The following is a 19916-nucleotide window of genomic DNA, read 5'->3' as shown; positions in this document are numbered from 1 at the left end:
CTACGCCGATCGGGTGAACGTCGGCGGCGCGGGCTCCGGGCCCGCTACTGCGCCCAGGCCTGTGCGGTCCGGGTCGCGGGCTCGACCTCGACGACGGTCTCCAGGCCGACGAGCGTCACGAGGCGGCGGGGCTGGCCCTGCACCCCGTGGAGGGCGAGATGGACGCCCTCGGGGGCGAGCCGCTGCCGCAGCCGGAGGACGAGGTTCACCCCGGACGAGTCCATGAAGGTCAGTCCGGCCAGATCCAGGACGACGGAGGTGCAGCCGTCCAGATCGAGCGCGTCGCTGACACGCGAGCAGCTGTCGATGTCCATCTCGCCGGTCAGGTTGAGGGTGAGGCGATCGGCGTGACGCTCGGGTTCCACGGTCAGGGCGGTGGTCATGGTTCCTGCTCCTTCGGGGAGCCGGAGCCCATCGCGGCATCTGTCGGGGTCGACTGCCGCCATCCGCGTGCATACCGGCGCACGCGGAGTCCAGTAAGTGGCCCGTACCTTTCCGCCGGCCGTGAAGCGGCCGGGAGGACGGCGCGGAACGAGTACCAAACCAGGCTGATGTCCCCTCACCCTCCCACCGCGGCACCGGGCGGGCCAGGGCCCCGATCCGCGGAAAAGCGCCGGTCGCACGTGGGGACGGACCCTAACCCCCGCCCCCCGCCTGCGGGTTCACCGGGGCCGGGGGTACGCGGGGCGTCGCGTTCCCTCCGGACCATCCGTACACTTCCCGCACGCCCCGTTCACGAACCCGCCGCAATTCGGCGCCGGCCCGCGGTGCGGGCCACGTCGCCGGGGGCCCGCCGGGCAGGGCCCCGGTCCGCGCCCGTCAGGCGCCGCGCGTGCCGCGCCGCGGACGCGGTACCCGCGTGCGGCGCGCCCGCCGGCGCCACCAGGCGGTGGCCGGCCAGGTCGCCGCGAGCAGGGTGGCCACCCACGCGGCCCCGAACGCCCACAGCAGGGGACCGTCCTTGGTCGTCGCGGCCGCCGGCAGCAGGGCGAGGCTCGCCCCGCCCAGGAAGGTCACCAGAAGCGCGCGCGGCCGGCGGGCGACGCGCGCCGCCGCGTCCCGCCGGCGGGTGTGCGGCCGCATCGTCCGCAGGCACCGGGCGAGTTCGCGGTCGCGCCGCAGCAGGCCCTCGATCCCGTTCAGCGCACGGACTTCCTCGACGCTGAGCGCGCAGTCCTCCCGCATCGACGCCTCCACGGCGGGTGCCACGGGGTCCGGGCCGTCCGGCCACCCGGCTCACTTCTACCCCCGGACCGCCCCCTGAGCGGGCCCACGGCGCGATTGACCGGATTGTGCCGCCCGCGGCCGGGCGTGCGGCCGTCCGTCCTCAGCACGGCGTCGTCGTGGCCGGCGGGCGGGGCCGGGAGCGCGCGATCAGCAGGGCGACGTCGTCGCGGCATCCGGGCCGGCGCAGTTCGGCGAGGAGCCGGTCGCAGGTCTCCTCCACCGAGCGGTCCTCGCGGTGCAGGAGGTCGACCAGCACCGAGAGGCGTTCGTCGATGGGCTGGTCGCGTGTCTCGACGAGCCCGTCGGTGTAGAGGACGAGTGCGTCGCCGGGACCCAGGCGCACCACGGTGTTCTGGAACGGCACACCGCCCACCCCGAGCGGAGTGCCCGTCGGCAGGTCGAGCAGTTCGGGCCGTTCCCCGTCGCGCACGACGATCGGCGGGAGGTGGCCGGCGTTGGCGACCCGGCATTCGCCGCGCTCCGGGTCGAAGACCGCCAGCACGCAGGTGGCGATGGAGTGGTCGGCGTGCTCCCGCCCCTGGATGCTCTTGTCCAACTCGCCCAGGATCTGCGCCGGTTCGAGGTTGAGGACGGCGAGGGTCGAGGCGGCGGTGCGGAGCCGGCCCATGGTCGTGGCCGCGGGGACCCCGCTGCCCATGACGTCGCCGACGACAAGAACGGCCTTGCCGTCCTCCAGGGCGATGACGTCGTACCAGTCGCCGCCGACCTCGCTGCTGGCCTGCGCCGGACGGTAGCGGGCGGCGACTTCCAGACAGGGGTGGCAGGGGCGCAGCTGCGGAAGGAGGCTGCGCTGCAAGGTCTCCGCGGTGCTGCGCAGGCGCTGGTGCAGACGGGCGTTGTCGATGCACACGGCGGCGCGGGAGGCCAGTTCCCAGGCGACGGTCACGTCGTCCTCGTCGAAGGGCTGCGGATCGCGCGCACGCCCCAGCCCGAGCACTCCGAGGACGCGGCCGCGGGCGATGAGCGGCACCGCCATGGCCGTGTGCACGCCCGCCTCGGCCAGGTCGGCCGCCTCGTCCTCGTCGCGGCTGATGCGCAGCAGGTCCCCGTCGCCCACGTGCGTGATCAACTGCGGACGGCCGGTGCGCACGCAGAGCGCCGCCAGATGGGCGGGCGGGTACGTCACGACGGTCTCCGGTTCCGCGCGCAGACGCGCCACCCGCGTGGAGTGCGTGGTCTTGGAGGCCAGGGTCCGGAAGACCGGGGCGTCCTCCGCGGGCTCGGCGTCCTGCTCTTCGAGAACGGCGTCGAGCACGTCCACCGCGGCCATGTCGGCCGGTTCCGGCACGACCACGTCCGCCAGCTCCCGCGCGGTCTGCACCACCTCCAAGGTGGTGCCGAGCCGGGCCGAGCCGTCCGCGATCAGGGCGAGGCGGCGGCGGGCACGGTCGGCCTCCAATGTGGCGCTGTGCCGGTCGGTGACGTCGACCACGGAGCACGCGACACCCAGCACGAGTCCGTTCTGGTCCTCCAGCCGGTAGAACGAGACGGCCCAGGCGTGGTCGTGGTCAAGGTCCGCGGCGGTGCGGCCGACGACGTACCGGTCGACGACGGGGACGCCGGTGTCCAGGACCTCCCACAGCGTCCGCTCGGCCTGGCCGAACTCGGCCCTCGGCAGCACCTCCCGGAAGGCGCGGCCCATGTGGTCGTCCTCGGTGAGGCCGTGCATCCGGGCCAGCGCGGGGTTGACCGACAGGTACCGCAGGCCCGTGTCCATGACCGCCAGGCCGATCGGCGACTGCTCGACCAGCTGGTAGGCCAGGGCGAGGCCCCGCTCCATCGTCTGCAGCCGCGACCGGTCGGTGGCCAGCCCCAGCGCGTGGCAGCCGCCGGCGCTGTCCGACAGCCGTACGTTGCGGAACTCCACCAGCCGCGTGCTGCCGTCCTTGCAGCGGATCGGGAACGCCCCGGCCCAGCTGCGGCCGGTCTCCATCACTTCCGCGAACAGCCGGACCGCGGCGTCCTGGTCCCGGGGGTCCACGAGCAGCAGCGCGGCGTACTGCCCCACGGCCTCGTTCGCCGGGTAACCGAACAGCTCCTCGGCCTGGGGGCTCCACATGTCAATGCGGCCGTCGTCGTCCAGCAGGACCGCCGCGACGCCGAGGATGTCCATGAGCCCGCTGGGGCCCAGCGCCGCGGCCTCGCGATGGCCCACGTCGAGTGGCCGGCGATCCACTTCGCTCATCGTGGGCTCTCCTTTCGCCCCACCCGAGCGGCGGCCGCGGGCCGGAGTCCGGCCGTGCCGTGCGGCGGCCGCCCGTCACTGCGCGCCTGCTTGGAGGCGCGCGACCGCGTGCGTGCCGATGACGTTCTCCGGCTCGCCTACCCGCGGGCCGTCCGGCTGAGTCATTTACGCGGCGGAGGCGGTCCGCGGTGCCCCGAGAACCCCTTCGAGGTCTCCGTCCCCCGGCCTTCCGAACAGGACGGGGACAGGACGTTCGGCGTCCTGCTGCTCGCCCTCGGCGCGGCCGCGCTGCCGGCCGACACCATCGGTCGTCCCGGTGCCGGAGCGGCGGTCCAGATCGGCCTGCGGTTCCTGTCCGAAGCGTTCCGGCTGTCCGGCCTCGGCGGCGGTACGGGCGGTCAGGGGTGGCGGCCCGCGATGTCCCCGTCCGGGGCGTCGGCCAGCACGACGCGGGCGGTGATGCGCTTGCCCACGGGCTGCCGGTGGACCTCGAAGCTCTGGCAGACGGCCATGATGATCTCCAGGCCGTGCTGGCCGACCCGGTCGGCGTCGGCGGCGCGGGCCACCGGGAGCGTCGTGTCGCTGTCCCACACGGTCACCTCGACCGTGCCCTCGCTGATCTGCAGGGTCAGCAGGCACGGCCCCGGGGCGTACTTGCGGGCGTTGGTCACCAGCTCGCTGACCACGAGCTGGACCGTCACCATCACGCGGTCCGAGACCGGCAGTCCGTGCACCGCCTGCACATCGGTGAGGAAGTCGCGTGCGAGGTCGCGGGCCTCCGCGATCTGCTCACTGCCCTCGTAGGCGGCGGTCACCGCGATCGGTCGCGTGTCCGGAAACGTCCGGTCACCGCCGTGTACAGCCTCGTGCATCCCGTCCGCCTCCGTGCCGCTTCCACACCTGCTCCGATGCGTGTGCCCCCGAGGGGGCACGATCACACCTGGCGTTTTCCGGCGACGTTCCGGGGCGCGGGCAGGTCAGTGGCTGCGGGTCCGGGTACGGGGCCGGTCGGCGCTCCGGTCGCCGGCCCGCGCCGCGTCCGCCGCGGCGCGCCGGGCCACCGCCTGGCCGCGCCGGAACAGGGCCAGGCTCGCCAGCCCCAGGACGATCAGGGCGGCGCCGGTCACGATCTGGCTCAGGTACGCCAGCCCCGCCCCCGAGTCCTCGCCGAAGTAGCCGAACGCGAAGGGTGCCGCCACCAGGCACGCGCCGCAGAAGACGGTCAGGATGTCGCTGCCCGCGCCGCGGGTTCTCGACACACGCGAGAACCCGTTCAGGATGAGGACGGTGGCGAAGACCAGGTCCACCATGCGCGCGCCGTTGGCGATGGGCGTGTTGGGGTAGGCCAGCGGCCAGCCCGCCACGAAGAGCCATCCGCCGATCAGCAGGACGGGCACGGTGAGCAGCGAGTCGCGGATGTCGACGATCGAGGCGTCGTAATGCGGCTCCATCAGGGGCCGGACGGGGGGACGGTTCGCCACGGACATGGTGCTCCCTCCTGCGCGTCGCCCGGTGGGCGACCGGCGGGGGTGTGGATGTCCGTTCCATTTTCGTGCACCGCGACCGGAACGGCCTGTCGGCTGTCAGCGCGCGCCCGCGGCCTGCCCGTCCTGGCCGTTCCCGCCGTCCTTCCGGCCGTCCTTCTCACCGTCCGACGCGCCCGGTCCGACGAGGGTGTGGATGAGCGGGACGCGGACGAGGATCAGCGCGCCGCAGATCACCAGGAACGCGCCGAGCAGCATCGGCAGGACGTACCAGCCGCCCCGCAGCCGCTCCTCGAAGACGGTGACGCCCAGCGCGAGGCTCACCGTGGCGTCCCCGAGGGTGAGCGCGGGCTGCGAGGCGACGAGGGGCCCCGACTGCATGGCGTTCTCCAGGAGGAAGACGGCGGCGACCCCGACGAGGGCGAAGCCGTAGGTCTGCCACGCGGTGAAGAAGGCCCCGGGGCCCTCGTCGTTCCAGACCTGCGTGGCGTCCTTCAGCAGCCCCGCGGTCAGCGCGTAGCAGATGGCCGCGCTCGCTCCGAAGCACGTGGCACGCACCCGCCCCTCCGGGCGGCGGGCGGCGACCGCGACGAGGAGCAGGACGGCGGCGCAGCAGGCCGGCAGGGCCGCCGCCCACAGTTCGGGACGCGGCTGGTTCACCCCGCCGCTGGGCGACGCCGCCCACAGGCCCACGCCCAGCCCGACGACCATGCAGGCGACGGCCGCCCAGCCGCGCGGCGGCAGCCGCCGGCGCAGCACGATTCCCGCGAGGAACATCGCGAACGGCAGCTCCAGGACGAAGAGCGGCTGGACGAGGGTCAGCTCCCCGTTGAGCAGGGCCAGGGCCTGGAACGCGGCCGCGGCGATCACCGCGCCGAAGCCGACCAGCCACACGGGCTTGCGCAGCAGTTCCCCGATGAGGGCGAGCCGCAGCCCCGTCGTGAGCGGCACCGTGCGGGCGGCGTAGCGCTGCAGTACGGTGGCCAGCGCGTTGCTGAGAGCCGCGAGGAGCGCGAACAGCACGGCAAGGACGGTCTGCACCCGGGGATCTCCTTTGCCTCACCTCCCACACCGATCCCAAAGTAATCGCTGGCATCCGTCCGGCACGCGCGCGACGCGTCGGCCGGCGCGCGCGGATCCGGGCCCGCCCGGAGCGGATCACAGCACGCGCTGGCCCTTGCCGAGGGCGATGATGCCGTTGGCCGAGGCGTGGTACAGCTCGCGGTCGCGGTCGGGGTTGACGCCGATCGTGGCGCCCGCCGGCACGGTGATGTTCTTGTCGAGGATGGCCCGGCGGACCACCGCCCCGCGGCCGATACGCACGTTGTCGTGGAGGACCGACCCCTGGACGACGGCTCCCTCCTCGACCACGACACCGGGTGACAGCACGGACTGGGTGACCTGGCCGGAGATGATGCAGCCCGGGCTGACCATGGACTCGCTCGCGATGCCCCCGGCGACGAACTTGGCGGGCGGCAGCCGCAGGGAGTGGGTGTAGAGCGGCCACTGGTTGTTGTAGAGGTTGAAGACCGGGTTGATCGAGATCAGGTCCAGGTGGGAGTCGTAGTAGGCGTCCAGGGTGCCCACGTCCCGCCAGTAGCCGTGGTCGCGGGCGGTCTCGCCGGGGACGTGGTTGTCGTCGAAGTCGTAGACCTGCACCTGCCCCTTGTCGGTGAGCAGGGGGATGATGCTGCCGCCCATGTCGTGCACCGAGTCGTCGTCCTCGGCGTCCTGGTGGAGGGCGTCGAGCAGGACCTTGGTGGTGAAGATGTAGTTGCCCATGGAGGCGTAGACGTGGTCGGGGTCGCCCGGCAGGCCGGGCGGGTCGGCCGGCTTCTCCAGGAATTCCTCGACGCGGATGCCGCCGGCCGCCGGGGTGATGATGCCGAAGGACGACGCCTGGTCGCGCGGGACGCGTATCCCGGCGACCGTGGCGCCCGCGCCGTTCTCGATGTGCTGGCGCAGCATCTGACGGGGGTCCATCCGGTACACGTGGTCGGCGCCGAAGACGACGATGTAGTCCGGCTGCTCGTCGTACACGAGGTTCAGGGACTGGAAGATGGCGTCCGCGCTGCCGAGGAACCACCGCGGGCCCAGCCGCTGCTGCGCCGGGACCGGGGTGACGTAGTTGCCCAGCAGATTGGACATCCGCCAGGTGGTGGTGATGTGCCGGTCCAGGGAGTGCGACTTGTACTGCGTCAGCACGCAGATGCGCATGATGTCCCCGTTGACGAGGTTGGACAGGACGAAGTCCACCAGCCGGTAGGCGCCGCCGAAGGGCACGGCCGGTTTGGCGCGGTCGGCGGTCAGCGGCATGAGCCGCTTTCCCTCCCCGCCCGCGAGAACGATTCCGAGCACTGAAGGTCCGCCGCGCATCGCTTCCCCCTACCCCTGGTCCGTTGCTGTTCGCACGTTCCCTGCCCGCTCACCCGAGGGTCCGCTCGTACACGTCCACCGTGCGGCGGGCCACCGCGTCCCAGCCGAACTCGGCCACCGCGCGCTCCCGGCCCGCCGCACCCATCCGGGCCGCTGCGGCGGGGTCGCCGGCGACGGCGTTGACGGCGGCCGCCAGGCCCTCCTCGAAGCCGGCCGGGTCCTTCTCCTCGTACGGCACGAGCACCCCGGTCACGCCGTCCCGCACCACCTCCGGGATGCCGCCGACGGCCGAGGCGACGACCGCGGTCCCGCAGGCCATCGCCTCCAGATTGACGATGCCCAGCGGCTCGTACACCGACGGGCACACGAACACCGCGGCGTGGGTGAGCAGTTGCACCACTTCCGGGCGCGGCAGCATGCCCGGGATCCAGACCACCCCCCTGCGGGACTGGCCCAGTTGCTCCACCAGATCGCGGAACTCGGCGTCGACGGCCGGTGTGTCGGGGGCTCCGGCGGCCAGCACGAGCTGGATGTCCGGATCGAGGCGGCGGGCGGCGCGCAGCAGATGGGGGACGCCCTTCTGCCGGGTGATGCGCCCGACGAACAGGACGTACGGGCGGGTCGGGTCGATACCGTGGGCGTGCAGGACGGACTCGTCGGGGTCGGGCCGGTACAGCCGCGTGTCGATGCCGTTGTGCACCACGTGCACGCGGGACGGGTCCAGGGCCGGATAGGACTCCAGGATGTCCGCGCGCATGCCGTGCGAGACGGCGACGACCGCGTCGGCCGCCTCGATCGCGGTGCGCTCCGCCCAGCCGGACAGGGCGTACCCGCCGCCGAGTTGCTCGGCCTTCCAGGGACGCAGGGGTTCGAGCGAGTGGGCGGTCATCACATGCGGGATGCCGTGCAGCAACTTGCCGAGATGACCGCCGAGGTTGGCGTACCAGGTGTGCGAGTGCACCAGGTCGCGCCCGGCCAGGGCGGCGGCCATTGACAGGTCCACGGACAGGCTCCGCAGCGCCTCGTTGGCCCCGGCGAGGCCGGCGTCCGCGGCGTGCCGGAGCACCCCTGCCGGGTCGTCCGCCCCCGACCCGGCCCAGCAGTGCACCTGAAGGTCCGTCAGGGCCCGCAACTCGCGGGCGAGGAACTCGACATGGACGCCGGCGCCGCCGTACACGTCCGGTGGGTATTCGCGAGTGAGCAGGGCCACCTTCACGGGCGCCTCCAGATTGCGTCGCCGTGTCGGGACATCCCTGCCCCGCGGAACGTCGTTCGACCCGCATTGTGCGCCGCCGCCGTGGATCTGTGGAGAGGGCCGGGCGTTCTCCGACCCGCAACCGCGGCCTACTCGGAGGGCGTCCCGTCGTGGACGGTGACGAAGACGGCGCGGGCCTCGCCGCCGCCGGGCAACCGCCAGCGGGCGTCGACATGCCCGAGGCCGCCGCTGCCCGCCGCCCCGGGGTCCGCGACCGGGCGCAGCGCGCGGGCCACCCGCAGCACCAGCCGCCCGTCCGCGCCGCCGTCCAGGAGCACGTCCGTGGTGCCGTCGGGCCCGTCCGCCACCGTGCCGGGACCGGGAGCCGGGACGCTCGCGGGCCCTGACCAGGAGCGGCCCACGGTGGGATCGGGGGTGTCGCTCACGCTCTGCGCCTGCGCCTCGGCCTCGCCGCGCACGAAGGCCGCCAACTGGCCGACGAGCACCGGGTCATGGGTGCCGTCGTACACCCAGCGCGTGCCCAGCACGCCGTGCTCCGTGGTGCCGATCAGTGCGTGCTCGGCCCCCGCCAGCGGGGCCCCGCGGTAGCTGAGCGGCACGTGGTACGCCGCCCCGTCACCGTCCCCGCCGGCGTCGGTGACCACCATGAACTCCAGGCCGACCTCGCCCCGGGGGTCGTCCAGGCGGAAGCCCCCCGACCTGGTCAGTTCGGGCAGCCGGTCCGTGCCCGCGTACCACGGCTGTCCGGGGAGCCACTGGGTGAGCAGTTCCAGTTTGGTGGGCGACAGTGTGGTGCGGTGGATCAAGGACATTCCCGTGAAGCCTTCCCCTCGGCGAGCGCAGTCCGCGCAGTCCCTCATCGTGCCATCCGCCCCACGGGCCGGGGAGGGACCTGGAAGGGAAGGTGCCGGTTCAGCGGCCGGTGCCGGTCAGCGCCTTGTCGACCTCCGCGACGAAGGCGTCGAGATCGTCCGGCGTACGGGAGGTCACGAGGGTCCAGCCGCCGGTCCTGTCGCTCACCACGGGCTCGTCCACCCAGGACGCGGCGCCGGCGTTGCCGATGTCGGTCCGCAGCGACGCGTACGAGGTGAGGGTCTTGCCCCGCACGGCATCGGCCTCCACCAGCGCCCAGGGGCCGTGGCAGATCGCGGCGACGGGCCGGCCGGAGGAGACGAACGACCGGACGATGCCGATCGCTTCCTCGCTCTGGCGGAGCGCGTCTGCGTTGATGGTGCCGCCCGGGATGAGGAGCAGGTCGAAGTCGGCCGGGTCCACCTTGTCGAAGGTGGTGGTCGGCCGCACGGTCCTGCCCGGGTCCTTGTCACCGACGAGGGTCACGATGGGCTCGTCCAGGGCGGCGGCGATGGTCACCTCGGCGCCTTCGTCGCGTACGTGCTCGGTGGGGACGACGAGTTCGTCCTGCTCCACGCCGTAGTTGGTGGCGATCGCCAGGACACGGTGACCGCTGAGGGGATGATCGGCCATGGTGGTGCCTTTCCTGAGTGCCGCGGATGCGGCTGCCTGGACGAACGGCGTCTGCCCGACCCTCTGTGACGAAAACGTACGTAATGAAACCTTTATCTCGTAGATGCGGAATATTGGCATATGCCCAACCGGCTCGGGACCGGCGGTCGAAGGCCGCTCCCTGCCGGGCTCTCCGCACCGAAACCGATCACCGTACGTGATGCCCGCCGAGCCTCCCGTGATCGTTGGCCGTTACTTCACCCCGTACCGCCGTGCCCACGCCAATCCATGTCGATTCGGACGACTCAATTGCCCCAACAGGGGTATTTGATGGTCGAAAAGCCCGAAATGAGCGGAGATGGTTTCGATGGCCTACACGCGACCGAGCATCGAGGAGCACCCGGACCTTCTTGAGCTCCGCGCCGAGTACGAGCGGACGACAGCGACCAACCGGGGGCAGGCGATCGAGGCCATGGGCCTGGTCACAGGCACCTACCTGGCCGCGTCTCCATGGATCGTCGGCTTCAACGGCCTGTCGACGATAGCGGTCGCCAACCTGATCGCCGGCGTCGCGTACGCCCTGCTGATGGGCGGTATCGGGCGGGGGTTCGAGCGCACGCACTCCATGGCGTGGGCCGCGGCGATCATCGGTCTGTGGACGATCATCTCGCCGTGGTGCATCGCGGGAAGCGTCGCCACCACCCGCACGATCACCAACAACGTGGTCGTCGGCGTGATCATGCTCGTCCTCGCGCTGGCGGCGGCGACGATGCGTCCCGGCACGAAGCGCATGCGCCGCGAGGTGCCCGACCCCACGCCGGGCGGCGGCCGGCGCATCTGAGCGGCATCCCGCGGGAACCCTGCCGGGCGGTCACCTGGACCGCCGGACGGGGATCGGCGGAGGGCGGCACCGCATGCCGGTGGCGCCCTCCGCCGATCCCCGTCCCCGGGACTGGCCTGGCACGCGCGTCCTCCCGGCGGTCTACTGGGAGATGGCCTTGCCGATCGTCCGCCCCGCACCGACCGGGCGGGGGCGGCGACCCCATGCGCCACTCATGTGCCATATGTGCCATACGCACCCAGCAGGCGACGGGAACGAGGCGGCATGTCGGTGGAGGAGCCGGAACTGCGGCAACTGCTCGCGGGCCTGACGGCAGTGCGCGACGGCGACTTCGGCACCCGTCTGCCCGACGGCGGGGACGGTCTGCTGGCCGAGATCGCCACCGTGTTCAACGGCATGGTCGACCAGCTGTCGCTCTTCACCTCCGAGGTGACGCGGGTGGCCCGCGAGGTCGGCACCGAGGGCGTGCTCGGCGGCCAGGCGGACGTGCCCGCCGTCTCCGGGACGTGGGCGGACCTGACGGACTCCGTCAACGCGATGGCGGGCAATCTGACCGCCCAGGTCAGGAACATCGCGCAGGTCACCACCGCCGTCGCCAGGGGCGACCTCTCCCAGAAGATCGACGTCGACGCGCGGGGGGAGATCCTGGAGCTGAAGGAGACCGTCAACACGATGGTCGACCAGCTCTCCTCGTTCGCCGACGAGGTGACGCGGGTGGCCCGCGAGGTCGGGACCGAGGGCAATCTCGGCGGGCAGGCCGACGTCCAGGGCGTCTCGGGCACGTGGCGGGACCTGACGGACTCCGTGAACTTCATGGCGGGGAACCTGACTGGTCAGGTCAGGAACATCGCGCAGGTCGCCACGGCGGTCGCCGGGGGCGACCTGTCCCAGAAGATCAGGGTGGACGCGCGGGGAGAGATCCTGGAGCTGAAGGAGACCGTCAACACGATGGTCGACCAGCTCTCCGCCTTCGCCGACGAGGTGACGCGGGTGGCCCGCGAGGTCGGCACCGAGGGCAACCTCGGCGGCCAGGCCACCGTGCGCGGCGTGTCCGGGACGTGGAAGGACCTCACCGACAACGTCAACGTGATGGCCTCCAACCTCACCGGGCAGGTCCGCTCCATCGCCCAGGTCGCCACCGCGGTGGCCCGCGGCGACCTCTCGCAGAAGATCACGGTCGAGGCGAAGGGCGAGGTGGCCGCCCTGGCCGGGGTCATCAACACCATGGTCGACACTCTCTCGGCGTTCGCCGACGAGGTGACCCGGGTGGCCCGCGAGGTCGGGACCGAGGGGCGGCTCGGCGGCCAGGCCCGCGTTCCCGCGGTGGCCGGCACCTGGAAGGACCTGACCGACAACGTCAACTCCATGGCCAACAACCTGACCGGTCAGGTCAGGAACATCGCGCAGGTCACCACCGCGGTCGCCAGGGGCGACCTCTCACGGAAGATCGACGTCGACGCCCGGGGCGAGATCCTGGAGCTGAAGACCACCATCAACACGATGGTCGACCAGCTCTCCGCCTTCGCCGCCGAGGTCACCCGGGTCGCCCGTGAGGTCGGCAGCGAGGGGCGGCTCGGCGGCCAGGCCGAGGTGGAGGGCGTGTCCGGCACCTGGAAGCGCCTGACGGAGAACGTCAACGAGCTCGCGGGCAATCTGACCCGGCAGGTCCGGGCGATCGCCGAGGTCGCCAGCGCGGTCGCCGAGGGCGACCTCACCCGCTCGATCACCGTGGACGCCTCCGGTGAGGTCGCCGAGCTCAAGGACAACATCAATGCCATGGTGGGTTCCCTGCGCGAGAGCACCCGCGCCAACCGCGAGCAGGACTGGCTCAAGACGAACCTGGCGCGCATCTCCGGCCTGCTCCAGGGCCACCGCGAGCTGGACGTGGTGGCGGAGCTCGTCATGGACGAGCTGACCCCCCTTGTCGACGCCCAGTACGGAGCCTTCTACCTGGCCGAGGAGAGCGGCGACAGCACCGTCCTGAGGATGGTCGGCTCCTACGGCCGGCCCTCCGGGACCCGGGCGGGGGAGCGTTTCGCGCTCGGCGAGTCCCTGGTCGGCCAGGTCGCGCGCAGTCGCCGGACGATCGCCGTCGACGAGGTGCCCGCGGGCTACGTCATCTCCTCCGGGCTGGGGTCGGCGGCCCCCGCCGGCCTCATCGTGCTGCCGGTCGTGGTCGAGGACCAGGTGCTGGGCGTCATCGAACTGGCCTCCTTCGCGGCCTTCACCGCCGTGCACCGCGACTTCCTGGAGCAGCTGAGGGAGACCATCGGCGTCAACGTCAGTACCATCCTGGCCAACGCCCGCACCGACGAACTGCTGCAGGAGTCCCAGCGCCTGGCCGGGGAGCTGCGGGCCCGCTCCGAGGAACTCCAGGTGCAGCAGGACGAGTTGCAGCGGTCCAATGCCGAACTCGAGGAGAAGGCCACGCTCCTGGCCGCGCAGAACCGCGACATCGAGATCAAGAACCTGGAGATCGAGCAGGCCCGCCAGGAACTGGAGGCCCGGGCCCGCGAACTGGACCTCGCCTCGACCTACAAGTCGGAGTTCCTGGCCAACATGAGCCATGAACTGCGCACACCGCTCAACAGCCTGCTCGTGCTCGCCCAGTTGCTGGCGCAGAACGCGACCCGGAACCTCACGCCCAAGCAGGTCGAGTACGCCGGCATCATCCACTCGGCCGGTTCTGACCTGCTGGAGCTGATCAACGACATCCTCGACCTGTCCAAGATCGAGGCCGGGAAGATGGACGTCAACGTCGAACCGATCCCGCTGCGGCGGATCGTGGAGTACATCGAGGCGACGTTCCGGCCGATGACCACGGAGAAGGGACTCGCGTTCGACGTGGCCGCCGGGCCCGGCGTCCCGGACGCGCTCCGCACCGACGAGGCCCGGCTCCGGCAGGTGCTGCGCAACCTGCTGTCCAACGCGGTGAAGTTCACCGAGGAGGGACAGGTGGGGCTGAGCGTCGAAGCGGTCGCGGCCGGTGAACTGCCCCCCGACGTCGAGGCGGAGGACGGCGCGATCGCGTTCCGGGTCACCGACACCGGGATCGGCATCGCCGAGCGGCAACTGGAGACGATCTTCGGTGCCTTCCAGCAGGCCGACGGCACGACCAGCCGCAAGTACGGCGGCACCGGCCTCGGTCTGTCCATCAGCCGGGAGATCGCCCACCTGCTGGGCGGCGCGGTCACGGCCCGGAGCACTCTCGGCAGCGGCAGCACCTTCACCCTCTACCTGCCGTTCGCCCGCGTGCCGCGCGCCGCACAGGAACCGGCGCCGGAGCCGGCCCTCGGCCGCGCCGCCGCGATGGAGCCCTGCGGCGGCGACGGCGCGACCACCGACGCGACCACGGCATCTGACGCGGCGGGCGGCACGGCCCCGGAGGCGGCGCCACGACGCGAACGCCGCCTGCTGGTGGTCGAACCGCGGCCCCGCGGGCTGCTGTCCCTGGTCGCCGAGAGCGCCCTCGCCGACCTGGTGACCGGTCCCGGCGCGCCGCCACCGGAGGAGACCGTCGACATCGTCACCGCCGTGGGCGCGCCCGAGGCGGCCGCGGTGCTTTCCGCCGAACCCGCCGAACCCGCCGAACCCGGCGTACCCGCAGGGCGCGTCGAGTGCGTGGTGCTCGACCTCGGACTGCCGCAGGGCGAGGCCGCACGTATCGTCCGGGACATGCGGCAGGACCCCGCGCTGGCGTCCGTCCCCGTCCTGGCGTACCGCGGCGGCTCCGGCGACACCGAGCCGGACGCGGTCCTGCGGGCGCAGGCCGGTGCACAACGCGTGGAACTCCTCACCGGTCTCGACGAACTGCGCGCACGCATCGCCGCGCACCTGTCGCCCCGCCGGCCCGCGGACGCACCACCCGCGCCGCCCCGGCCGGCCCCGCGGCCCGCCGCCGACGACGAGCCCGCGGCGCCGTCCCTGGCCGGGCGCACCGTGCTGGTCGTGGACGACGACGCCCGCAACATGTTCGCCATCACCGGCATCCTGGAACTGCGGGGCATCCGCGTGCTGCGCGCGGACAACGGCCGCAGCGGCATCGAGACACTGATCGCCCACCCCGAGGTCGACCTCGTCCTGATGGACGTGATGATGCCGGAGATGGACGGCTACGCCGCGACCGCGGAGATCCGCGGGATGCCCGAGTACGCCGGACTGCCCATCATCGCGGTCACCGCCAAGGCGATGCCCGGCGACCGCGAGAAGAACCTGGCCGCCGGCGCGAGCGACTACGTCACCAAGCCCTTCGACGCCGACGACCTGCTCTCCCGCGTGCGCTACTGGCTGGCCCCATGAAACGACCCGCACCGACCGCCGGGGAACAGCCGCCGACGTGACCGCCTCCGACCGCCCGGGACCGGCCCGGCCGGATCCGGAACCCGCCCGCCCGGACGTGACGCCGTCCGCGGCCGCTGCCGGACGGCTCGCCGCCACGGTGGACAGCCTGCGGCGGCAACTCCAGGAGGCCCAGGCCGTGGCGGACGGCCGCGCCCTCATCGAACTGGCCAAGGGGGTACTGGTCGCACGGCTGGGCTGCGGCCCCGCCGAGGCGGACCGGCAACTGACCCGGCTCGCCGCCGCCGCGGGCGTTCCCCGCCTGGAACTGGCGGCGGACGTGGTCAACGACGCGGCGCACGACCGCATCGGCGACGCCGCCGACGCCGTCGGCGAGGTCGCGGCGCACGGGCCCGCGGCGGATCCGGCGGACGCCGGCGGCCCCCCTCCCGGGGTGCGCCTGCGCACCGCGGAGAGCGGCGCACTGGCCGCCACGGACACGCAGACCGCCGCGTCGTCACTGCTGGAGCACGCGCTGGCCCCGCTGGGCGCCTGCGCCGTCGCGATCTGGGCGGCGGGACCGGACGGCTCCCTCACCCTGGCCGGTCACGCCGGGTACACCGAACCCGAGGCACGGCGCTGGCGGTACGTGCCGCCCGCCGTGGCGACCGTCGCCCGCCGGGCCCTGGAGGCGCGCGCGGCGCTCTCCTTCCGCGCTGCTCCGGCCCCGCGGGAGGACGTCCCCTCGATGCGGCCGGAGTGCGGCGCGGGCGGTCGTATCGCGGTGCCCGCGGGCGCGGGCGGGCGTGTCGACGTCGTCCTGGAGATCTGCTGGCCGGAGGAGCCGCCCCCGTTGTCCCCGGCGGTCCTGCGGCAGATCGACGCGATGGCCGGACTGTGCGCGCACACCCTGGTCCCCGTCCCCGGGGTGCCGGGTCCGCTGCCGGTCGACGAGCTGATCGACATCTGCGACGCACTCCACGACCCCGCGGTGGTGCTGACACCGCTCACCGGCAGCGACGGAAACGTGACGGACTTCCGCATCAGCCACACCAACGCGAGCTTCGTGGACCCCGCCGGACGCCCCCGCGGCGCCGTCAGCGGAGCCACCCTCCTGGAGGCCTACCCCTCGGGGGCGGGCGACGGCCACGTCTTCGACGCGGCCGTGCGCGTCCTGGCCACCGGCGAACCCTTCCGTGCCCGGCACATGGTGCTCACCTCGCTCATCGAGCACGTCGAGCTGACCGTCGTCGCCGAGGTCGGCATCAGCCGGCACGGCGCGCACCTGCTGCTGGTCTGGCGCCCCGAGGACGAGACCGCCCGGCTGGACGACCTCCTGCAGCACGCCCAGCGCCTCGGCGGCCTGAGCGGCTTCGAGGAGAACGTGCGTACCGGCGAGATCACCTGGAACAGCGAACTGTTCGCGCTGTACGGCAAGAACGAGCACTCCGCCCCGGTGCCGCTGGAGGACCTGCGCCTGCACGCCCACGCCGACGACTCCGCGGCGATCGGCCGTTTCCTGCGCACGGTCTCGCGCCACCACCGCGCCGCCTCCGTCGCCTTCCGGCTGCGGCGCCCCGACGGCGTCACCCGGCACATCCGCGTCGTCGCCGAACCGGTGCTGGACACCGACGGCCGGCTGCTCGCCGTGCGCGGGGCCTACCAGGACGTCTCCTCCCAGCACTGGACGGAGGTGGCACTCGCCGCGACACAGGACCGGCTCGCCCACTCCGAGGAGCAGGCAGCGGAAAGCGACCGGCTCGCCCTGCAGTTGCAGCACGCCATCATGCCGCCCACCCGCGGACCGCTGGACGCCCCCGGCCTGGAGGTCGCCGTGCGGTACCGGCCCGCGGAGACGGAGTCCCTGGTCGGAGGGGACTGGTACGACGCGGTCGTGCTGCCGTCGGGGCACGTCCTGCTGTGCGTCGGCGACGTGGCGGGGCACGGGATCGAGGCCGCGACGAGCATGGTCGTCCTGCGCAACGCCCTGCGCGGACTCGCCGTCACCGGCGCCGGCCCCGGGCAACTGCTGTCCTGGCTCAACGTCGTGGCGTACCACCTGACGGACCGCGTCACGGCCACCGTCGTCTGCGGCCTGTACATCCCCGCCACGCGCTCGCTGCGCTGGGCGAGGGCCGGCCACCTCCCCCCTGCCCTGCTGCGGGGGGAGGAGGCGACGACCCTGCCGCCGGGGCAGGGCATCCTGCTCGGCGCCGTTCCGGAGACCGCGTACGAGGAGCAGGAGACGCGCCTGCGCCCCGGGGACACGCTGCTGATGTACACCGACGGCCTGGTCGAGCGCCGGGACAGCTCCGTGACCGACTCGGTGGCCCACCTGCTGGCGACCGCCCGCGACGCCGCCGCATCCTCGTTGGAGCAGCGCCTCGACCGGCTCCTCGCCGGCAGCCGCTCCGACACCGACGACGACACCTGCGTCATCGGCATCCGTGTGATCTGACGCACCGTCCGGCGGGCACCGCCGACCGGGATGCCGTGTCGGACATAACGGCATGAACGCGGACGAGCTAAGGTCGCCGCCGAATCGCGGTCCGCCGCCCGGCCGGCGGACGCCACCGAGGAACCAGGAGTCCATGATGGCCAGCCCGCACCACCCCCACGACCACCACGAGCACGTCCACGGCGAGAACTGCGGCCACGTCGGCTTCCGGCACGACGACCACACCGACTACGCCCACGACGGGCACGTGCACCGCTCCCACGAGGACCACGTCGACGAGTGCGACAAGAACGCCCACGTCACCCACGGGGAGCACGCCCACCAGCACGGCGAGGACTGCGGCCACGTCGCGGTGCGGCACGGCGACCACACGGACTTCGTGCACGACGGCCACCGCCACGCGGCCCACGAGGGGCACTGGGACGACCACTGACCGGCCTCGGTAGCAGTAGTTGACGTACCGTCACCGGCCTGGTGGCACCGGGGTCCCCGGAACAGCCGCCCGGCCGGTGCCGGTCATGATCGGCGCCGCGCGAGCCGGGCGGCCCCGTCACACAGAGGACACACGACACCCGTGCACAGACGTCTCCGAGCGGGCGCCACCGCTGTGGCAGCCGTCATCCTGGCCGCCCTCCTGGGCGCGTGCGCCGGTTCCCCTTCGGGTTCCGGCACGGCACAGGCGGCCCCGGACGACACCGTCACCGGCGTGCTCGACACCTACCGGCACGACCCCCGGAAGACGGTCCCCGCCACGCGGACCCGCATGGTCGACGCGTGCACCGACCGCACACGCCGGGTGCGGCACACCTCGTCCAGCGGCTCCGGCAAGCGCCGCACAACCCGGACCTGGTACACCACCGAGCACGAGCGCGACTGCCGCAAGGTCCCGCGCGGCACCGAGGCATACCGCCGCGTCGTGCACACCGAGCGGTGGTGCGTACGCCTCGACGACGTCTGGTACCGCGTCGACGCCGCCACCTACGACACCGCCACCCGCACCGACAGGGGCGACCGGCTCACCGTCAGCCCGCTCGGGACCGGCTGCACGGGCTGACGGGTGCGGGCAGCCGCTAGCCTGCCCGGATGTCCCGCCCGCTGCTCTTCCTCGACATCGACGGGCCGCTGATCCCCTTCGGCTCCCCGACCGGCCACCCCGTGTTCCCCGCGGTTCCCGCGTTCCCGGGGGAGGACGCGAACCCGCTGCTGGACCGGATCGATCCCGCCCTCGGTCCGAAACTGCTGGCACTGCCCTGCGAACCGGTCTGGGCGACCTCCTGGACGGCCGAGGACGCCAACACCTCCGTGGCACCCCGGCTCGGCCTGCCGGCCCTGCCGTCGGTGACCTGGCCGGAGCCGTCCGCCGAGGAGGTGCGCGACGAACGGGCGGGGCTGCACTGGAAGACCCGCACTCTGCTGTGCCGGGCGGCCGGACGGCCCTTCGCGTGGGCCGACGACGAGATCACCGGCGCCGACCGCGACTGGGTCGCCGCCCAGGGCGCGCACGCCCTGCTGCACCGCGTCGACCCTCGACGGGGCCTGACGGAACGGGACTTCGCGGTGCTGCGAGCATGGCTGGCGGGAGAGCTCCCGCCTCCCACGTGACCACCGCCCACCTCAGGCCGGCACAGGCCCCCGCCCGACCGCGGCCAGCAGTTCGAACGGCAGCTCCTTGTCCGCCTGGCCCACGGCGAGCGCGAGCCAGCGGTCACGATCCCGGACCGGCCACGCTGCTTGCAGGCTGACGAACTGCTGGCTGAGGGAGAACAGCGGCTCGGGCACTTCCTCGCCGTCGATACTGGCCTTGAGATACGGCCACAGGTCGATCTCCACCGGAGCGCCCCAACGCGGCGCGAGCGCGGCGATCAGCGCGTCCAGGCGGGCCCGCCCATCCGCTTCGGCCTCCCGCCACGCCTGCCCGTCGTCGTCCCAGAAGTCCCGGCTGTTCCACAGAACGCACACCCGGTGGTGCGGGCCGCCGTAGCCGTTCGCGTCGTCGGCCTCCGTCTCCGGGAACAGACCTGCGAGCAGCTTATCGATCAGGGAGAGGTGGTCCCCGAGGGTGGCGGTCATGAGCGCAGGGTAGGGGGTCGCACGGACACCGCCCCCGGCGGTGCGCGCGTCGGCCGGGGCGGAACGCTACTCCTCGGGTGCGACGACCTCGCCCGTGCCCGCGTCCCGGATCATGATCGCCTCGACGGGGCAGGACTCGGCCGCGTCGACGAGGACGTCCGCCGGTTCGGTCTGCGGGTGCCGGGGGTGTGAGACCCCGTCCCGGACCTCGAAGTGCTCGGGGGCGATGCCGGCGCAGGAGCCGGTGCCCATGCAGGTGTGCTCGTCCACGGTGATGTGCCAGGTCATGGTCGTGT

At 72.9% G+C, this 19916-nt stretch carries 18 protein-coding genes; 6 read left to right on the top strand and 12 right to left on the bottom strand.

Annotated features, from left to right (window positions below):
• Positions 1–44: 44 nt before the first annotated feature.
• The 10 genes from ACIP9H_RS07515 to ACIP9H_RS07470 all read right to left on the bottom strand — a co-directional run bounded on the left by ACIP9H_RS07515 (position 45) and on the right by ACIP9H_RS07470 (position 9994).
• A complete protein-coding gene (locus ACIP9H_RS07515; protein ID WP_401582223.1) occupies positions 45–383 on the bottom strand; it encodes an STAS domain-containing protein in 339 nt (112 codons plus the stop codon).
• 436 nt (positions 384–819) lie between these two features.
• Entirely contained in the window at positions 820–1185 is a 366-nt protein-coding gene (locus ACIP9H_RS07510) for a hypothetical protein (RefSeq protein WP_401582221.1), read from the bottom strand.
• A gap of 142 nt (positions 1186–1327) precedes the next feature.
• Complete coding sequence (locus ACIP9H_RS07505; protein WP_401582219.1) at positions 1328–3433, bottom strand: SpoIIE family protein phosphatase; 2106 nt, start codon at positions 3431–3433, stop codon at positions 1328–1330.
• 398 nt (positions 3434–3831) lie between these two features.
• Complete coding sequence (locus ACIP9H_RS07500; RefSeq protein ID WP_401582216.1) at positions 3832–4305, bottom strand: ATP-binding protein; 474 nt, start codon at positions 4303–4305, stop codon at positions 3832–3834.
• A gap of 105 nt (positions 4306–4410) precedes the next feature.
• On the bottom strand, positions 4411–4920 hold the full coding sequence (locus ACIP9H_RS07495) for a hypothetical protein (RefSeq protein WP_401582214.1): 510 nt from the start codon (positions 4918–4920) through the stop codon (positions 4411–4413).
• Between the two features lie 96 nt (positions 4921–5016).
• Positions 5017–5958: a DMT family transporter gene (locus ACIP9H_RS07490; RefSeq protein ID WP_401582212.1), complete on the bottom strand. Its 942-nt coding sequence runs from the start codon at positions 5956–5958 to the stop codon at positions 5017–5019.
• Between the two features lie 117 nt (positions 5959–6075).
• Positions 6076–7293, bottom strand: a complete 1218-nt coding sequence (glgC, locus tag ACIP9H_RS07485; RefSeq protein WP_401582210.1) for a glucose-1-phosphate adenylyltransferase — start codon at positions 7291–7293, stop codon at positions 6076–6078.
• A gap of 49 nt (positions 7294–7342) precedes the next feature.
• Positions 7343–8509: a glycogen synthase gene (glgA, locus tag ACIP9H_RS07480; protein ID WP_401582207.1), complete on the bottom strand. Its 1167-nt coding sequence runs from the start codon at positions 8507–8509 to the stop codon at positions 7343–7345.
• A gap of 128 nt (positions 8510–8637) precedes the next feature.
• Positions 8638–9321, bottom strand: coding sequence for a 1,4-alpha-glucan branching protein (locus tag ACIP9H_RS07475; protein ID WP_401582205.1), 684 nt, complete (start codon positions 9319–9321; stop codon positions 8638–8640).
• A 100-nt stretch (positions 9322–9421) separates the two neighbouring features.
• Entirely contained in the window at positions 9422–9994 is a 573-nt protein-coding gene (locus ACIP9H_RS07470; RefSeq protein ID WP_401582203.1) for a type 1 glutamine amidotransferase domain-containing protein, read from the bottom strand.
• A 346-nt stretch (positions 9995–10340) separates the two neighbouring features.
• Between ACIP9H_RS07470 and ACIP9H_RS07465 the strand changes: the two genes are divergently transcribed.
• The 6 genes from ACIP9H_RS07465 to ACIP9H_RS07440 all read left to right on the top strand — a co-directional run bounded on the left by ACIP9H_RS07465 (position 10341) and on the right by ACIP9H_RS07440 (position 19152).
• Entirely contained in the window at positions 10341–10814 is a 474-nt protein-coding gene (locus ACIP9H_RS07465; protein WP_360903859.1) for an SPW repeat protein, read from the top strand.
• Between the two features lie 264 nt (positions 10815–11078).
• Complete coding sequence (locus ACIP9H_RS07460; RefSeq protein ID WP_401582199.1) at positions 11079–15113, top strand: HAMP domain-containing protein; 4035 nt, start codon at positions 11079–11081, stop codon at positions 15111–15113.
• 37 nt (positions 15114–15150) lie between these two features.
• Complete coding sequence (locus ACIP9H_RS07455; RefSeq protein ID WP_401958046.1) at positions 15151–17550, top strand: SpoIIE family protein phosphatase; 2400 nt, start codon at positions 15151–15153, stop codon at positions 17548–17550.
• A gap of 136 nt (positions 17551–17686) precedes the next feature.
• A complete protein-coding gene (locus ACIP9H_RS07450; RefSeq protein ID WP_401582194.1) occupies positions 17687–17983 on the top strand; it encodes a hypothetical protein in 297 nt (98 codons plus the stop codon).
• Between the two features lie 141 nt (positions 17984–18124).
• Positions 18125–18604 (top strand): hypothetical protein, encoded by a 480-nt coding sequence (locus ACIP9H_RS07445; protein ID WP_401958043.1) that lies wholly within the window; start codon positions 18125–18127, stop codon positions 18602–18604.
• 29 nt (positions 18605–18633) lie between these two features.
• A complete protein-coding gene (locus ACIP9H_RS07440; protein ID WP_401582189.1) occupies positions 18634–19152 on the top strand; it encodes a hypothetical protein in 519 nt (172 codons plus the stop codon).
• Between the two features lie 12 nt (positions 19153–19164).
• Here ACIP9H_RS07440 and ACIP9H_RS07435 read toward each other — a convergent pair whose 3' ends face one another.
• Positions 19165–19620: a hypothetical protein gene (locus ACIP9H_RS07435; RefSeq protein ID WP_401958040.1), complete on the bottom strand. Its 456-nt coding sequence runs from the start codon at positions 19618–19620 to the stop codon at positions 19165–19167.
• A gap of 66 nt (positions 19621–19686) precedes the next feature.
• Complete coding sequence (locus tag ACIP9H_RS07430) at positions 19687–19908, bottom strand: ferredoxin (protein WP_401958037.1); 222 nt, start codon at positions 19906–19908, stop codon at positions 19687–19689.
• Between the last annotated feature and the right edge of the window lie 8 nt (positions 19909–19916).

It is taken from the genome of Streptomyces sp. NPDC088732, from assembly GCF_044751205.1.
Lineage (GTDB): Bacteria > Actinomycetota > Actinomycetes > Streptomycetales > Streptomycetaceae > Actinacidiphila.
Note: the sequence above shows the minus strand (reverse complement) of the source record. Positions and strands in the feature narration are given on the sequence as shown.

What these genes read in the sequence shown, in the direction of transcription:
- ACIP9H_RS07515 (WP_401582223.1), bottom strand. Translation starts at nt 383, where the DNA reads ATGACCACCGCCCTGACCGTGGAACCCGAGCGTCACGCCGATCGCCTC.
- ACIP9H_RS07510 (WP_401582221.1), bottom strand. Translation starts at nt 1,185, where the DNA reads ATGCGGGAGGACTGCGCGCTCAGCGTCGAGGAAGTCCGTGCGCTGAAC.
- ACIP9H_RS07505 (WP_401582219.1), bottom strand. Translation starts at nt 3,433, where the DNA reads ATGAGCGAAGTGGATCGCCGGCCACTCGACGTGGGCCATCGCGAGGCC.
- ACIP9H_RS07500 (WP_401582216.1), bottom strand. Translation starts at nt 4,305, where the DNA reads ATGCACGAGGCTGTACACGGCGGTGACCGGACGTTTCCGGACACGCGA.
- ACIP9H_RS07495 (WP_401582214.1), bottom strand. Translation starts at nt 4,920, where the DNA reads ATGTCCGTGGCGAACCGTCCCCCCGTCCGGCCCCTGATGGAGCCGCAT.
- glgC (WP_401582210.1), bottom strand. Translation starts at nt 7,293, where the DNA reads ATGCGCGGCGGACCTTCAGTGCTCGGAATCGTTCTCGCGGGCGGGGAG.
- ACIP9H_RS07475 (WP_401582205.1), bottom strand. Translation starts at nt 9,321, where the DNA reads ATGTCCTTGATCCACCGCACCACACTGTCGCCCACCAAACTGGAACTG.
- ACIP9H_RS07470 (WP_401582203.1), bottom strand. Translation starts at nt 9,994, where the DNA reads ATGGCCGATCATCCCCTCAGCGGTCACCGTGTCCTGGCGATCGCCACC.
- ACIP9H_RS07465 (WP_360903859.1), top strand. Translation starts at nt 10,341, where the DNA reads ATGGCCTACACGCGACCGAGCATCGAGGAGCACCCGGACCTTCTTGAG.
- ACIP9H_RS07460 (WP_401582199.1), top strand. Translation starts at nt 11,079, where the DNA reads ATGTCGGTGGAGGAGCCGGAACTGCGGCAACTGCTCGCGGGCCTGACG.
- ACIP9H_RS07450 (WP_401582194.1), top strand. Translation starts at nt 17,687, where the DNA reads ATGGCCAGCCCGCACCACCCCCACGACCACCACGAGCACGTCCACGGC.
- ACIP9H_RS07440 (WP_401582189.1), top strand. Translation starts at nt 18,634, where the DNA reads ATGTCCCGCCCGCTGCTCTTCCTCGACATCGACGGGCCGCTGATCCCC.
- ACIP9H_RS07435 (WP_401958040.1), bottom strand. Translation starts at nt 19,620, where the DNA reads ATGACCGCCACCCTCGGGGACCACCTCTCCCTGATCGATAAGCTGCTC.
- ACIP9H_RS07430 (WP_401958037.1), bottom strand. Translation starts at nt 19,908, where the DNA reads ATGACCTGGCACATCACCGTGGACGAGCACACCTGCATGGGCACCGGC.